This is a genomic window from Streptomyces sp. NPDC048671, from assembly GCF_055587045.1.
In genome coordinates this window covers 38,139-51,299 of the sequence record NZ_JBVJHB010000018.1, presented here as the reverse complement: position 1 = coordinate 51,299, position 13,161 = coordinate 38,139, and the positions used below count along the sequence as shown (strand labels likewise).

Here is a 13,161-nt window from a genome sequence, read left to right as displayed (position 1 = left end):
AGCAGGCGCCTCACGGGCCCGCGTGCGGCAGGTTGAGGTAGGGGAAGGTGCGCTGCGCGTCCGCGACCTCCAGTGCGGCGACCGGCTTCGGGAGCAGCCCGGGGGGCGAGGCCTGGGCGGGCTCGCCCTCCAGCATCCGCAGCAGCGGGCCGTCGATGTTGTCGTTGAGCCGGCGGCCGTTGGGGAAGCCCTGCAGATCGCCGTCGAGCACGCCCATGGCGCGTGGGGCGGCGGTGACCGGCGTCGTCAGGTTCAGCCTGAGCTCCTCGGCCATCACGATGCGGCTCGGGTCGGCGTCCGCGTTCATGGTGTGGGTGTTCAGGTCGAAGCCGAACTTCGAGCCGTTGTCCTTGCCGATCCCCTTGAGGAAGAGGGCCTGGATGTCGGTGCGCGGCGTGGCCGGTGCCCTGAACCCCTGGGCGGTCTCGATGCGATGGGGCGGTACGGGGTCGAGCGTGTCGGCCAGGAACTCGTTCTCCAGGTGGTCGTCCTTCGGGGCACGCGCCTGGAACCGGTCCTCGGGCCCGCCGGGCTTGAAGAAGCCGACGGTCGAGCCGTACACCGTGAACGCGAGGTGCGGGGTCCCGGCCCGCGCGACCTGGCGGAACACCGGCGCCTGCTTCGCCAGGCTCCGCCGGAGGTCGGCGCCCTGCCGCGAGACGCTGGCCCACACGCCGACCACCGGGTTCCGCGCCGGGTCGCCGTTGAGCGCCACTTCGCTCTTGGGCACCTGGATGATCAGACTGTTCACATTGAGCGCCGACAGCGGCTGGGCGTCCGGCAGCCAGCCGGGCACGGGACCCCGCGTACCGACCGTGTACAGCCCGAAGACCTGGCTGTCGGCCTTGAACGAGTCGGCCACCTGACTCGCCAGGGTCTGGCCGCCGCCCGGCAGTTCGCGGATCGCCTGTCCGCGCAGCTTGCCGTAGTCCGGCATGAGGAACCGGCCGGTGTCGGTGGGCGCGGCGATCGCGTCGCTCAGCAGGGTGGTGGCGCCGCCGTCCGCGGTGATGCGCTCCAGGGTGTACTTCTGGCGCACGCCGAGCGACTTGTCGTCGAGCGAAGTCACCGGCGCGGGGCCGACCTTGGGGCCGAGCCCGAAGGGCCTGCGGTCGTCGTCGCGGAACGTCCAGCGGTACGTGGTGTCCGGCACCCCGTCCCCGTCGGCGTCGGTGTGGATCTCGTACCGCGCACCGGTCGCGAACGGGTAGTCCACCAGGGCGTTCGCCGCGGTGCCCGGCAGCTCGAACGGCCGCACGTTCGCGACCAGGGTGACCATGTCCGCGTTGTCGGGGCTGCTGAACGCGTAGACGTCGGTGAGGTCGGCCGCGGTGTCCGTCAGGGAGGACGGCGCGTCGATGTGTCCGCCCGCCTCGCTGCTTCCGGTCAGCGGCCCCCAGAGGGACGCGGCGGTCAGCGCGGCGCCGGTCGCGGCCAGTACGGCGGCTCGGACGCGGGGGACTCGTCGCGGAAGGCGCGGTGGCCGGAGGCCAGTTGCGGGCATGGTGCGCTCCAGTGCTCGGCGTGCGGGATATGCCCAGAGTGGTGCGTTGTTGATCAAGCCGGGGGTTTGACCGCGCCATTCAGACCCGATCGCGTGGTCGTTTCCATCGAATAGGTGAGGCGCAGTTTGATCATGCGCGCATGTATGCATTGATGGACATACCCAACAGGCGAACGAACAGCGGCTCTACCTGCTGTTGCCTCGTCAACTTCATTTTTCCGACAACCTGTTGGGCTTTCCCGGACCGTCGTGTCCGGCCCCCCACCGCTTCACCAGACCTGGAAGGGTTCATGAGTATGCGCGCAATCCGCCGTCTCGCCGTCCTCGCCGCAGTCGCCGCACTGACCGTGCCGCTCGGCATGGCGTCGGCCGGGGCGACCGACGCCCAGGCCCCGGCCACCCGCACGGCGGCCGCCGACCCGTTCCCGGGTGCGTACCTCTCCCCGTGGGGTGACGCCGACGTGGCGCTCAGCGACGAACTGCTGGACTGGATGCGGGACCACGGCATCACGCTGGACGCCATCAGCCCCTTCGTGATGGCCCCGGACGGCCGCAGCTTCTCCATGCCGATCGGCTCGACGGCGGGCGACGGCCTCGACTCCCAGGGGCGCATCTTCTACCCCGGCGGCCTCAACTTCCACCACGCGGCCTCCGACAAGACCATCACACTGAAGCCCACCTACATCCGTGTGATGCCGACGCCCGGCTACTCCGCGGGCGTCACGGTGAACGGCGTGCCGCGCACCGACGAGCTGATGGTCGCGGACACGACCCCCGCCGAGGCGCTGGCCGGTGCCCGCCCCAGCCCCACGGGCTGGCGGCTGGAGAAGGTGCCGTTCCGCGTCACGGCCGAGGCGTCGAGGATGTTCACCGAGGTGACCGGCGAGGAGGGTCCGCGCGTCGGCAGCCTGCTCGGCACGCTCACGCCGAACTTCGACTACATCCCGGGCCAGGCCTCGCCCACCGGCTTCCCGGGCTTCTGACCGTCCCTGGACACGCCCTGAGGGCTGTCCCGCTCCCCGCCTGGCGGGACAACAGCCCTCCCTCCTTGCGGGACAGCCCTCAGACCAGTGGCTTGACCGACATCAGCAGATGCTGGTGAGCCGGCCGCGCCGCCCCTTCCGCCGTGGTCGCCCGGCCCATCGCCTCCTCGTGCGACTCGTGCCCGGTGACCATGGCGCGCTGCCCCGGACCCATCAGCCGGAACCGGAGGACCGGGGCGTCGAACGAGGCCAGCGCGTCCATCAGGTAGGAGGGGTTGAAGGCGACCGTCAGCTCCTCGGCGCCCGCCAGTGCGGCGGGCAGCCGCTGGGACGCCACGTCGTCCTCGTAACCCGCCTGGAGCAGCACCGAGTCGGCGCGGAAGGCGAATTGCAGCGGGCTGTCGTTGTCCGCCACCACCGAGACCCGCTTCACCGCCTCCACCAGGGGCTGCCGGTCGGTGACCGCCGTGGCCGGGTCCGCCATCGTGAACAGCTTGTCGTGGCGCGGCAGTCGGCCGTCCAGGAGCCGGACCGTGGTGCGCATCCCGGCCAGTTCGAATCCGGCCGACCCGCTGTCCAGTGCGAGGCTGACCACGCCCGCGCGGCCGAAGGAGCGGGCGATCTCGGTGAGCCGGCGGGCCGAGACCACGACATCCGCCGAGACGTCCGCCGCCGCGGGCTTCCAGCCGAGCGTGCGGACCGCGAAGCGGTACCGGTCCGTCGCCGCCAGGGTCATCCGGTCGCCGTCGAGCCCCAGCCGGATGCCGGTGAGCGTCGGCAGCGTGTCGTCCCGGCCGGCCGCCACCGCCACATCCGCTACGGCCGCCGCGAACTCCTCGCAGTCCACCGCCCCGAGGACCTCCGGCAGCGGCGGCAGCGACGGATAGTCGTCGAGCGGCAGCACCGAGAGGCCGAATCCGGCGCCGCTGCCCGTCACCGTGAAGCGGGAGCCCTCCACCGCGCACTCCACCGCGCCCTCGGGCAGCACCCGGCACACATCGAGCAGCCGGCGGCCCATGACGAGGACCTTGCCGGGCCGCAGGATCTCGGCGTCCACCTCGATACGGGCGGACGCCTCGTAGTCGAGGCCGGAGATGCACAGCCTGCCGTCCGCCGCTTCCAGCAGCAGACCGCCCAGCACCGGAACGGGTGACCTGGTGGGCAGCACCCGGGCCGCCCAGGTGACGGCGTCGGCCAGTGCGCCGCGCTCGATCCGGAACTCCATGGTGGTGACCTCTCCTCGTGCGCGGGCGACCGTCTCTGGTCTCCGACGCTACGGGTCACCACTGACAACGAAGCGAGTGCGCGGTTGCGCCGACGACAGCGGCCACCCCCGTGAGCCGCTGCCGTCGTCCCCCGTGCCTCTCCCCCGAAAGGCCCGCAACCGCGTTCGGACTGTAGGCCGCGGGGTAGGAGCCGGTAAAGATTCAGTTCGCACTGTGTGGCCGGTGAGGGGTATCAGTCCGCACAACCAAACCGGTAGCCTTCGCTCCGGTTTCTGGCGGGAGCAGGGCAGGAGCGTGGGAAGTGTGCACGCGCGCGGTCGCGCCGACGACGTCGTACGGATGCACGGGCTCGCCCGGTCCTGGATCGTGCGGTGCCCGGTGTACGCGCGCCATCTGATCCTCGTCGTGCCGGCGGGACCGGAACCGGCGGACGGACGGCTCGGCCCGGAGGTGGCCGCGGTGGTGGACGACTGCGTCGTGGGCATCAGCGAGGACGTACCGCTGTCCGACACGGCGACCGCGTACCGCCAGGCCTTCCACGCGCTGGCCGTCGCCCGCGGGCTGCCCGGCCGGCACGCCGGATTCGGCTCGGCGCCCGAGCCCGCGCTGATGGTCGGCGCGGAGGGGGCGCGGTGGGCGGACGCCCTGCTGGCCCCGCTGCTCGGGCACCTGCCGCGGCGCGGCCAGGACCCGGGCAGTCAGGAACTCGCGGCGACCCTCGCGTCCTGGCTCGCGTTCTCCTCGCACGCGACCGCGCACCTGAAGATCCACCGCAACACCCTGGCCGCACGGCTGCGGCTGATCGGCGAGCTGCTCGACCTGGATCTGAACCGGGTGGCCGACCAGGCCGCACTCGACCTGGCCCTGGCCGTCCGCGCCACGCCGACCCTGCCCAGGGCCGCCCGCCCGGCCGGGGGCACGGCGGCGCCCGTCCCCTCGCTGGACGAGATCCTGCGCACCCCGGCGGTCCGCTCCTGGGCGGCCCAGCAGGTGCGCCCGCTCGGCGCCCCCGGAGCGGCCGGCGGCGGCGCCGACCCGTACACCACCCTGCGCACCTGGCTGGAGTGCGAGGCCCAACTCGGCGCGACGGCCGCTGCGTTGTCCATCTCCGTACCCGGTGTGCGCAAGCGCCTCACCCGGCTGGAGACCGTACTCCAGCGCTCGCTGCTGCGGACGCCGAGCGCCCGTTACGACCTGTGGCTGGCGTTCCGGGCGCTGGACCTCGCCGACGGCGGACAGCCGGACGGGGGCGCCTCCGGCCGTGAAGCCGGACGCACCCCCCGTCGAAGGGAGTTCAGCGGGAACTCGCGGGTCAGCAGCTCAGGTTCGACCCGGGCGTCGTGCCGAGGATCGACCCGAAGGCCTGGTACCTGTCGATCCGGCTCTGCACCTGGGCGGGGTTGCCGCCATTGCACTCGATGGAGCCGTTGATGGACCGGATCGTCTCACCGAATCCGGCGCCGTTCACCATGGCGTTGTGGGCGGTCATGGTGCCGGGGCCGTTCTGGGTGTTCCAGTACCAGAGGCCGGTCTTCCAGGCCACGGCCGCGTCCTGCTCGACCAGGTAGGGGTTGCCCAGCAGGTCGATGCCGAGGGCGTCACCGGCGGCCTTGTAGTTGAAGTTCCAGCTGAGCTGGATCGGGCCGCGGCCGTAGTACGAGGCCTGACCCGCGGGGCAGCCGTAGGGCTGGGTGCTGTCGCAGTAGTGGGGGTAGTTGGCCGTGTTCTGCTCGACCACGTACACCAGACCGCCGGTCTCGTGGCTGACGTTGGCGAGGAAGGCGGCCGCCTCCTGCTTCTTCACGTCGTCGCTGCCGGTGTTGGCGAAGCCCGGGTAGGCGTCCAGCGCGGCGGTCAGCCCGCTGTAGGTGTAGAAGGAGTTGCGGCCCGGGAACATCTGGTTGAACTGCGCCTCGCTGACGACGAAGCCCGCGGACGAACCCGGGTCACCGGGGTCCGTACCGCCGCCGCTTCCGCAACTGCCCTGGTCGGCCCAGACGTCGGAGCTGCCCGGCGTCTCGTTCTGGGTCCACCACTTGGCGCTCCAGTTGTGCCCGTTGTACGAGGCGGAGCCGCCGCCCGTGTAGACGGACGAGGAGTTCCAGGCAGCCGCGCAGTCGGCCGCCGATGCGGTGGTGGCGGGGAGGATTACCAGCGTCGCGACGACCGTGCCGAGCGCGGCGAGTACGCCCATGATGCGTCTGATCACGTGAACACTCCTTCAGCGCGGCGCGCCGAGCCCATCGGTGCGCCGCCGTGGTGGGGGTGCCGACACTCAAGCGCTGTTGGTCTGAACCTGTCAAGGTCTAGACCAACATGAGGTAACCTTCCCGATCCGCCGCCCCCACCCGGAGAGACCACCGGCCGCCCGCCCCGCAGGCGCCCCAACAGGGCGGATTCCGGAGGAAGTCGCTCTGCGGCCGCACCCGGAACGGCGACGGGCCCGAAGGTAAAACCTTCGGGCCCGTCCAGCATTCGGGACGCCATACTGTCCGGCCGGTCAGCCGCGCGCGCCCTGCACATGCGGGTGTCACACCGTCAACAGGTCAGCCCCGAGCCCGGGTTCGTACCGATGATCCCGGTGATCCGCTCGTACTTGGCGACCCGCGCCTCCACCGATTCGGGGTTGCCGCCGTCGCACTCCAGCGCGCCGTTGAGCGAGCGGATCGTCTCACCGAATCCGGCGCCGCCGACCATGGCCTCGTGCGAGGTCATGGTGCCGGGGCCGTTCTGGGTGTTCCAGTACCAGAGCGCGGTCTGCCAGGCGACCGACGGATCCCGCTCGACCAGCCACGGGTCGTTCAGCAGATCGAGGCCGAGCGCGTCACCGGCGGCCTTGTAGTTGAAGTTCCAGCTGAACATGATCGGGCCGCGGCCGTAGTACGCGGACTGCCCGGCCGGGCAGCCGAAGGGCTGGCTGTAGTCGCACTTGATCCAGTAGTTGGCCTCGTTGATCTCCTTCACGTACTGGAGACCGACCGACTCGAAGTCGGCGTGCGTCAGGAACGCCGCCGCCTCCCGGCTCCGCATCGCCTCGGTCCCGGTGTTGGCGAAGCGCGGGTAGGCGTGCAGGGCGTCGATCAGCCCCTGGTACGTGTAGAAGGAGTCGCGGTCCGGGAAGATCCGGTCGAACTCCGCCTCGCTGATGACGAAGTCGGAGACCCCGCCCGCGCAGGCCCCGCCGTCCTCCCAGACAGTGGTGGCGCCCGGATTCTCGTTCTGCGTCCACCACTTGGCCGTCCAGTTACGGCCGTGGTGCGAGACGGCTCCGCCGGCCGTGTAGGCGGTCGAGGAACTCCAGAGCGGCGCGCACTCGGCGGCGGGGGCGGGGGCCGGAACCGCCGCGTGCGCCGTGGCGGGGAGGAAGGCCGCCGTCGCGACGACGGCACTCAGTGCGGTCAGAAGGCTCTTGATGCGGTTCAGCGCTGCTCACTCCTTCGACAGGGGCACGCCGACGGGCTCCGGCATGCGTCCGGGCATCCCGACACCCAACCCCTACTGGTCTGGACCTGTCAAGGTCTGGACCAATCGCTCCCCACGGCTCTCCACCGCTTCCCTCCACTCCTCATCCGGACGACACTCCTCGTCCGGACGACGGGGCAACACCTGGCGACAGCGCAGGTGACTCCTCCCGTTCTGAAGGGCGGGGAGGAGCCATTACGCGCCAGCGGCGAACGGGCGTGCGGGCCAGGCCCGCAGCGGAGTCAACGCCGCCAGCTTGGACGGGGTTGTCCGGACGATCACGCCAGGATCGTCACTCTCCCGGACGAGAACGTCACCGTCGACCACGGCAAGCTCCAGACAGTTCCCGGACTGCTCCGAGTGGGGCGACTTGCGCCATTGAATTTCCACGATCCTCAGGCTTTCACAGCTCGTGCAGCACGCTGCGTTGGACGCCCACACACGCACCCGGTCGGCGCTGACGCCGAACCGCGCGGACTCGGTGTTGCTGATCGCGGTCTTGTCCACGCGATGCAGCACGGCGGCATCACTGAGGGAGAAACCGACATGCTCCCGCATCCGCCGAAGCTCAGCCCCGAGGCGGCGTTTTCGGGCGGTGTGGCTTCCTGACCGGCACGAGTACCCTCCCCGCTACAGCACGGGGCGGCGGACCGCCCGGCCACAGCCGTCGAAGGTCATATCTCCACGCAGCCTAGTAACCGCTGAGAAGAAGGCCTTCCTCAACAAAACTCCAAACGTCGGTGAACGGGTCCCACTTCTCAGGATTGGCCGTTTCGACGCGCGCGTTGATCGCCTGTGCGTACTTTCTGGCGTCCTTGTACCGCTGCCCGTCCTTGTCCTTGCTCAGCACCTGCTCCTCGCGCATGTGCTTCGACTGCTGCTCGGAGACGGTGCGGACGTTGCGGCCGTACGTCGCCGCGAAGCCGGGACGGGAACGGAGCCTGCTGTTGGCGTCGCCGCAGACACCGCCGAAGCTGCTGGTGTAGTTCGTGTAGTGCAGGAGTCGCCAGAGCTCGAAACAGGGGTGCGAGTAGGCGACCCTGATGCCGTGCTTGTCCGCGAGCTGTCCGGCCTCGTGGATGTTCAGGTGGTCGTCGCGGTCGAAGAGGACCCACACCTCGGGGTAGTTCCAGTCCTTGGTCGTCAGCCCGGCGTCCTTGGCCTCGCGCTGGACCTTGCGCAACGTGATGACGGCGTCCTTGACCATGGCGTGCGGCTTGCGGTGCTTGCCTACGGCGTGCTCGTTCTCGAAGTGGTGATCCACGCTGCGGCCGGGTGTGACCGGTGTGCCGTGCTTCAGGATGATGTCGATGTACTCGGGCTCGGTGACCTCGCCCTCGGTGAAGATGTACACCTGACGAGGACGATTCGCGCGCCCCTTCCCGCCACCCTTCTTGCGGGAAATGCTGTCCCCTCCCCTTGGCCTCGCCATCAGCCCTCTTCCGCCTCCATCCGCGCCAAGTCGTCCGTCCGAACCAGCCGTCGCCCGATCTGCCCCTCTGAGACCTTCGGCACCGCACCGAAGGACCCGGCGAGATATGACGCCATGAGGTCCTCCTCGTCCGTCGGTTCCCAGTCCGCGACCGACGACAGCTCCGTCGCGCCGCTCTCGTCCTTCTCCGTGAGCCACAGCTGCCCCGGTTCCAGGAGCCGGCCACCGCCGGGCGTCCGTAGGAGCGAGAGATCGTGGCCAGTGAAGATCAGCTGGGCGCCCTTGAGGTTCACCCACGGCGTCTGGAAGAGGCGTACGATCTCTGCCGCGAAGCGCGAGTGCAGGCTCGCGTCCAGCTCATCGACAAGCAGGACCGCGCCGGTGTCGAGGGCGAGCAGGAGCGGGCCGATCAACGCGAACCAGGAGCGGGTGCCCCAGGACTCCGAGGCCCAGTCCAACGCCGTGCGTTCTCCGCCGCTCGTATGGATCAGCTGGATGACCGGACGCCCGGACGACGACCGCTCGACCTCCACGCCCGCGATGCCGAGATCAGCTACCCGCAGCAATTCCTCGGCCCGGCGCCGGAAGTCTTCGCTCCGCAACAGCTTCCCGGCCGTGTAGTCCTCGCGCTGGCTGCGCTCCGTCTCAGGAGTGACATCCCAGAGGTTGTTCTTGAACCAGTCGAAGACCGGGGTGAGCTGCTCGTGACCGTCGTTGGCCGCCCGTGTCAGCAAAAGGGCGTCCGGCCGCGTCGTGCGGGCCAGACGGGCGCGGTCATGGAGCCGCTCGCCGGGGAAGTCGAAGTCCTTGTCACGGCTGGCATCCCGCTCGAACCAGACCTGCCGACGGCCTTTGGGGTAGGCGTAAAGCCATTCCGCCTCGACCCGGCGCGCACCCAGCTCGAACCCGTACGTCCAGCGGACACCGTCGTCAAGGACGAAGTCCGCCTCGTACAGGGACGTTTGCGATGCGGCCTTGGGATCGAGGGCGAATTCGTCGCGGGGGATGCCGTCGTAGGAGGTCCAGTCGGCGTAGGAGCGCATGACGGCGTGCTTCATGCTCTTCAGCGCGGCGATCACATTGGACTTACCGGAAGCGTTGGCACCGAAGATTCCGAGCACGGTATGGACGGAAAGGTGCTGCCCGTCGGACAGCACCGTCTCGCGGGCTGCGGCCAGCTCCCGCTCGGTCCCCTCGGACGCGACGAACGACAGCTCCTGCTCGTCGCGCAGTGACCGGACGTTCGCCACCCGGAATCTCAGCAGCATCCTGGCTCCTTCATGGCGGACACATTAGTCACGCCACCCGGCCCGCGGGTGCGGATGCACGGTGGCGGCCGACGGGTCGTGACCGTCGGCCGCCACCGTGGTGTTCCCTACAGGAACGAGTTGATCTCGATCGTCTCGGTCCGGCCGGGGCCGACACCGATCGCGGAGACCGGGGCGCCGGACATCTCCTCCAGCGCCTTCACGTAACCCTGCGCGTTCTTCGGCAGGTCGGCGAAGGTCTTCGCCTTGGTGATGTCCTCGGACCAGCCCGGCAGCATCTCGTAGACCGGCTTCGCGTGGTGGAAGTCGGTCTGGTTGTACGGGAGCTCCTCGACGCGCTTGCCGTCGATCTCGTACGCCACGCACACCGGGATCTGCTCCCAGCCGGTGAGGACGTCGAGCTTGGTGAGGAAGAAGTCGGTCAGGCCGTTGACCCGGGTCGCGTACCGCGCGATCGGGGCGTCGAACCAGCCGCAGCGGCGGTCACGGCCGGTGGTGACACCGCGCTCGCCACCGATGCGGCGCAGCGCCTCGCCGTCCTCGTCGAGCAGCTCCGTCGGGAACGGACCGGCGCCGACACGCGTCGTATAGGCCTTGAGGATGCCGATGACCCGGCTGATCTTCGTCGGGCCCACGCCGGAACCGGTGCAGGCGCCGCCCGCGGTCGGGTTCGACGAGGTGACGAAGGGGTACGTGCCGTGGTCGACGTCGAGCAGCGTGCCCTGACCGCCCTCGAAGAGGACGACCTTGCCCGCGTCGATGGCGTTGTTCAGAATCAGCGTAGTGTCGGCCACGAAGGGCTTGATCTGCTCCGCGTACTGGAGCATGTCCTCGATGACCTTGCCGGCCTCGATCGCGCGCCGGTTGAAGACCTTGGCCAGCAGCTGGTTCTTCTGCTCCAGGGCCGCCTCGACCTTCTGCTCCAGGATCGACTCGTCGTAGAGGTCCTGGACGCGGATGCCGACCCGGTTGATCTTGTCGGCATATGTCGGGCCGATTCCGCGCCCGGTGGTGCCGATCTTCCGCTTGCCGAGGAACCGTTCCGTCACCTTGTCGACGGTGACGTTGTACGGGGTGATCAAATGAGCGTTACCGCTGATCAGCAGCTTGGACGTGTCCACGCCGCGGTCGTTCAGCCCACTCAGCTCGGAGAGCAGGACGGCCGGGTCGACCACGACACCGTTACCGATGACCGGGGTACACCCCGGTGACAGGATTCCAGAGGGGAGGAGATGCAGTGCGTACTTCTGGTCGCCGACGACCACCGTGTGGCCGGCATTGTTGCCGCCCTGGTATCGCACCACATAGTCCACGGATCCACCGAGGAGGTCGGTGGCCTTCCCCTTGCCCTCGTCACCCCACTGAGCACCGAGCAGCACAAGTGCGGGCACAGGCGTACACCCCTTCCGGGCGGGGCATGTCCAAGGTCAGGGGGCGTACGTAAACGTCGTACATGCCGTACGACGTTGTACGACAAGGCCTGAACCGTCGAACCGGGTGCCCCGGAATAGACCAAGCCCCTGGCGCAATAGCGCAAGGGGCTCTTGCACCAAGATGCTACCCGAGGAAGGACCGAGGTGTCGGCTGCCCAGCCCCCCGGTAACGGTGCGCCCCATCTGCTGGTGGTGATCGATCCGGTCGCCCGCCGGACGGACGGCGAGTCCGTCCGGATCGCCAAGGACGTGCTGAGCGCCGGCTCGCACGCCAAGATCTGCCTCCCCGACGGGCCCGAGGAGTTCGCTCGGGCCCTCTCCCGCAGGGGCGGCCGACGGCCGGTGGTGGTCGGCGACGACCGGGCGCTGAGGCGGGCGGTGACCCAGCTGCACCGGGAGCGGGAGCCGGCCGGAAGCGCCCTTTCGCTGATTCCGGTCGGCGCCGCTGCGGCGCTGGAACTCGCCCATTCACTCGGCGTGCCGACAGGTGCGGTGGCCGCGGCCCGTACCGCGCTCGACGGCGCGGTGCGACGGCTGGACCTGCTGGTCGACGACAGCGACGGCGTGGTCCTGGGTGCGCTGCGCATCCCGGCCCTGAGCAGCGCACCGGGCACGGAGGCCGCCCACTCGGGCGTCACCGCGGTCTGGGACACCTGCCGCTCGCTGGTCCGGACCCTGGTGCACCCGGCGCCCTCGGCGGTGCCCGCCCCGCTGCGCACGCACCGGCTGCGGATCGAGGCGGACGGTGTCCTGCTGAACGATCTGGACCGGCCGGTCGAATCGGTGACGGTGACCTCGGGGCGCGGCGACGGCGGCCTCGCGGTGGTGACGATCCACCCGCCGGACGGCGACCCGGTCACCACGGAGGCCAAGGCCGTCACGGTCTCCGGCCCCGACTTCCGCTACCGCGCGGACATACAGGTCGGCGGGCCGGTGAGGACGCGCACCTGGACGGTGCGGGCGGGCGCGTGGGGGCTGATGCTGCCGGTATCGGACGCGTAGCCGGCGGGCGGGCCCGGTGGCGCGTAGTCGGCGGGCGGGCCCGGTGGCGCGTAGTCGGCGGACGGGCCCAGTGGCGTCGCCGGGCCGCCGGGCGCGTGGCCGGCGGGCCGCGCCGCCGGGCCGTCAGGCGCCCGCGCGCCCGTCGGCCGTCGGCAGGTCGAGGGTTTTGCGGTGCTCCTCCCAGCGGTCCATCAGGCTCCCCAGCTCGGACTGCAGGAACTCGAAGAACGCCGCCGTCTCCGCGATCCGGGCACCGGCCGGCGTGTGCTCGCCGAGCGTGCGCGCGCCGTCCTTGAGGGTCTGCTCCCACCGGGTGAGCACCCGGTCGCGGCTGGCGAAGGTGGTGTACCAGATCTCGTTGTGCAGGCGGTAGCGGTCGCGGCGCGAGCCCGGTTCGCGCTCGCGGCCGATCATGCTGACCTGGGTGAGGTAGTTCACCGCGCCGGACACGGCGGCCGGGCTGATCTGGAGCGCCAGCGCGAGCTCCGCCGAGGTCATCGAGGCGTCGTCGTCGGCGAGCAGGGCGGCGAAGACGCGGGACGCCATCCGCTGCATCCCCGCCTCGGTCATCTCGGACGCGAACCGCTCGACGAAGCGCGAGACCGCCTCGGCGTCCCGTTTCGCGGGAGCCGCGTCCCGTTTCCCCGGCGCCGCGCCCTGTTCCCCCTGCGCCGCGTTCCGCTTCTCCGGCGCCGCGTCACGCTTCTGAGGCGCCGTGCCCGTGTCCTGCCGCTCCCGTGCGTTCTCTCCGGATTCGCTGCTCATCGCCCCATCGTCTCCCCTGCGCCCCGGCTGATCACCGGCCCCGTCACTCGTCCGAGTTTATACGTTTCCTTAACTTCACAAATTTG

General features: G+C 70.2%; 11 protein-coding genes and 2 pseudogenes. 3 read left to right on the top strand and 10 right to left on the bottom strand.

Features of this window, described 5'->3' with window-relative positions; all coding sequences use genetic code 11:
• Positions 1 to 10 precede the first annotated feature (10 nt).
• Positions 11 to 1,504, bottom strand: coding sequence for a DUF4331 domain-containing protein (locus tag ACZ6S6_RS31415; RefSeq protein WP_469708172.1), 1,494 nt, complete (start codon positions 1,502 to 1,504; stop codon positions 11 to 13).
• 290 nt (positions 1,505 to 1,794) lie between these two features.
• Between ACZ6S6_RS31415 and ACZ6S6_RS31410 the strand changes: the two genes are divergently transcribed.
• The gene (locus ACZ6S6_RS31410; RefSeq protein ID WP_362961215.1) at positions 1,795 to 2,487 is read left to right on the top strand and encodes a hypothetical protein; all 693 of its coding nucleotides are present in this window, start codon (positions 1,795 to 1,797) and stop codon (positions 2,485 to 2,487) included.
• 79 nt (positions 2,488 to 2,566) lie between these two features.
• On the opposite strand, the gene dnaN is transcribed toward ACZ6S6_RS31410, so the two are convergent.
• Complete coding sequence (dnaN, locus tag ACZ6S6_RS31405; protein WP_362961212.1) at positions 2,567 to 3,712, bottom strand: DNA polymerase III subunit beta; 1,146 nt, start codon at positions 3,710 to 3,712, stop codon at positions 2,567 to 2,569.
• 355 nt (positions 3,713 to 4,067) lie between these two features.
• Here dnaN and ACZ6S6_RS31400 point away from each other — a divergent pair.
• A pseudogene (locus ACZ6S6_RS31400) lies at positions 4,068 to 4,940 on the top strand (helix-turn-helix domain-containing protein); the annotation flags it as partial.
• Positions 4,941 to 5,025: 85 nt separating this feature from the next.
• Here the strand turns inward: ACZ6S6_RS31400 and ACZ6S6_RS31395 are convergent.
• The 7 genes and pseudogenes from ACZ6S6_RS31395 to ACZ6S6_RS31365 all read right to left on the bottom strand — a co-directional run bounded on the left by ACZ6S6_RS31395 (position 5,026) and on the right by ACZ6S6_RS31365 (position 11,266).
• Positions 5,026 to 5,922, bottom strand: coding sequence for a glycoside hydrolase family 19 protein (locus ACZ6S6_RS31395; RefSeq protein WP_469708169.1), 897 nt, complete (start codon positions 5,920 to 5,922; stop codon positions 5,026 to 5,028).
• 329 nt (positions 5,923 to 6,251) lie between these two features.
• Entirely contained in the window at positions 6,252 to 7,136 is an 885-nt protein-coding gene (locus tag ACZ6S6_RS31390; protein ID WP_362961298.1) for a glycoside hydrolase family 19 protein, read from the bottom strand.
• 234 nt (positions 7,137 to 7,370) lie between these two features.
• Complete coding sequence (locus ACZ6S6_RS31385) at positions 7,371 to 7,565, bottom strand: DUF397 domain-containing protein (RefSeq protein ID WP_469708311.1); 195 nt, start codon at positions 7,563 to 7,565, stop codon at positions 7,371 to 7,373.
• Between the two features lie 63 nt (positions 7,566 to 7,628).
• A pseudogene (locus ACZ6S6_RS31380) lies at positions 7,629 to 7,745 on the bottom strand (transcriptional regulator); the annotation flags it as partial.
• A 121-nt stretch (positions 7,746 to 7,866) separates the two neighbouring features.
• On the bottom strand, positions 7,867 to 8,529 hold the full coding sequence (locus ACZ6S6_RS31375; protein WP_469708167.1) for an RloB family protein: 663 nt from the start codon (positions 8,527 to 8,529) through the stop codon (positions 7,867 to 7,869).
• Positions 8,530 to 8,606: 77 nt separating this feature from the next.
• Positions 8,607 to 9,875, bottom strand: a complete 1,269-nt coding sequence (locus tag ACZ6S6_RS31370; protein ID WP_469708165.1) for an AAA family ATPase — start codon at positions 9,873 to 9,875, stop codon at positions 8,607 to 8,609.
• A gap of 107 nt (positions 9,876 to 9,982) precedes the next feature.
• A complete protein-coding gene (locus ACZ6S6_RS31365) occupies positions 9,983 to 11,266 on the bottom strand; it encodes an adenylosuccinate synthase (protein ID WP_469708163.1) in 1,284 nt (427 codons plus the stop codon).
• Positions 11,267 to 11,452: 186 nt separating this feature from the next.
• Between ACZ6S6_RS31365 and ACZ6S6_RS31360 the strand changes: the two genes are divergently transcribed.
• Entirely contained in the window at positions 11,453 to 12,310 is an 858-nt protein-coding gene (locus ACZ6S6_RS31360; RefSeq protein WP_469708161.1) for a diacylglycerol kinase family protein, read from the top strand.
• Between the two features lie 123 nt (positions 12,311 to 12,433).
• Here the strand turns inward: ACZ6S6_RS31360 and ACZ6S6_RS31355 are convergent, their stop codons facing one another.
• Positions 12,434 to 13,075: a GbsR/MarR family transcriptional regulator gene (locus ACZ6S6_RS31355; protein ID WP_469708159.1), complete on the bottom strand. Its 642-nt coding sequence runs from the start codon at positions 13,073 to 13,075 to the stop codon at positions 12,434 to 12,436.
• Positions 13,076 to 13,161 lie beyond the last annotated feature (86 nt).

Bases quoted from the DNA above. Each gene is read 5' to 3' on its own strand.
- ACZ6S6_RS31415 (WP_469708172.1), bottom strand. From the start codon at position 1,504: ATGCCCGCAACTGGCCTCCGGCCACCGCGCCTTCCGCGACGAGTCCCC.
- ACZ6S6_RS31410 (WP_362961215.1), top strand. From the start codon at position 1,795: ATGAGTATGCGCGCAATCCGCCGTCTCGCCGTCCTCGCCGCAGTCGCC.
- dnaN (WP_362961212.1), bottom strand. From the start codon at position 3,712: ATGGAGTTCCGGATCGAGCGCGGCGCACTGGCCGACGCCGTCACCTGG.
- ACZ6S6_RS31370 (WP_469708165.1), bottom strand. From the start codon at position 9,875: ATGCTGCTGAGATTCCGGGTGGCGAACGTCCGGTCACTGCGCGACGAG.
- ACZ6S6_RS31355 (WP_469708159.1), bottom strand. From the start codon at position 13,075: ATGAGCAGCGAATCCGGAGAGAACGCACGGGAGCGGCAGGACACGGGC.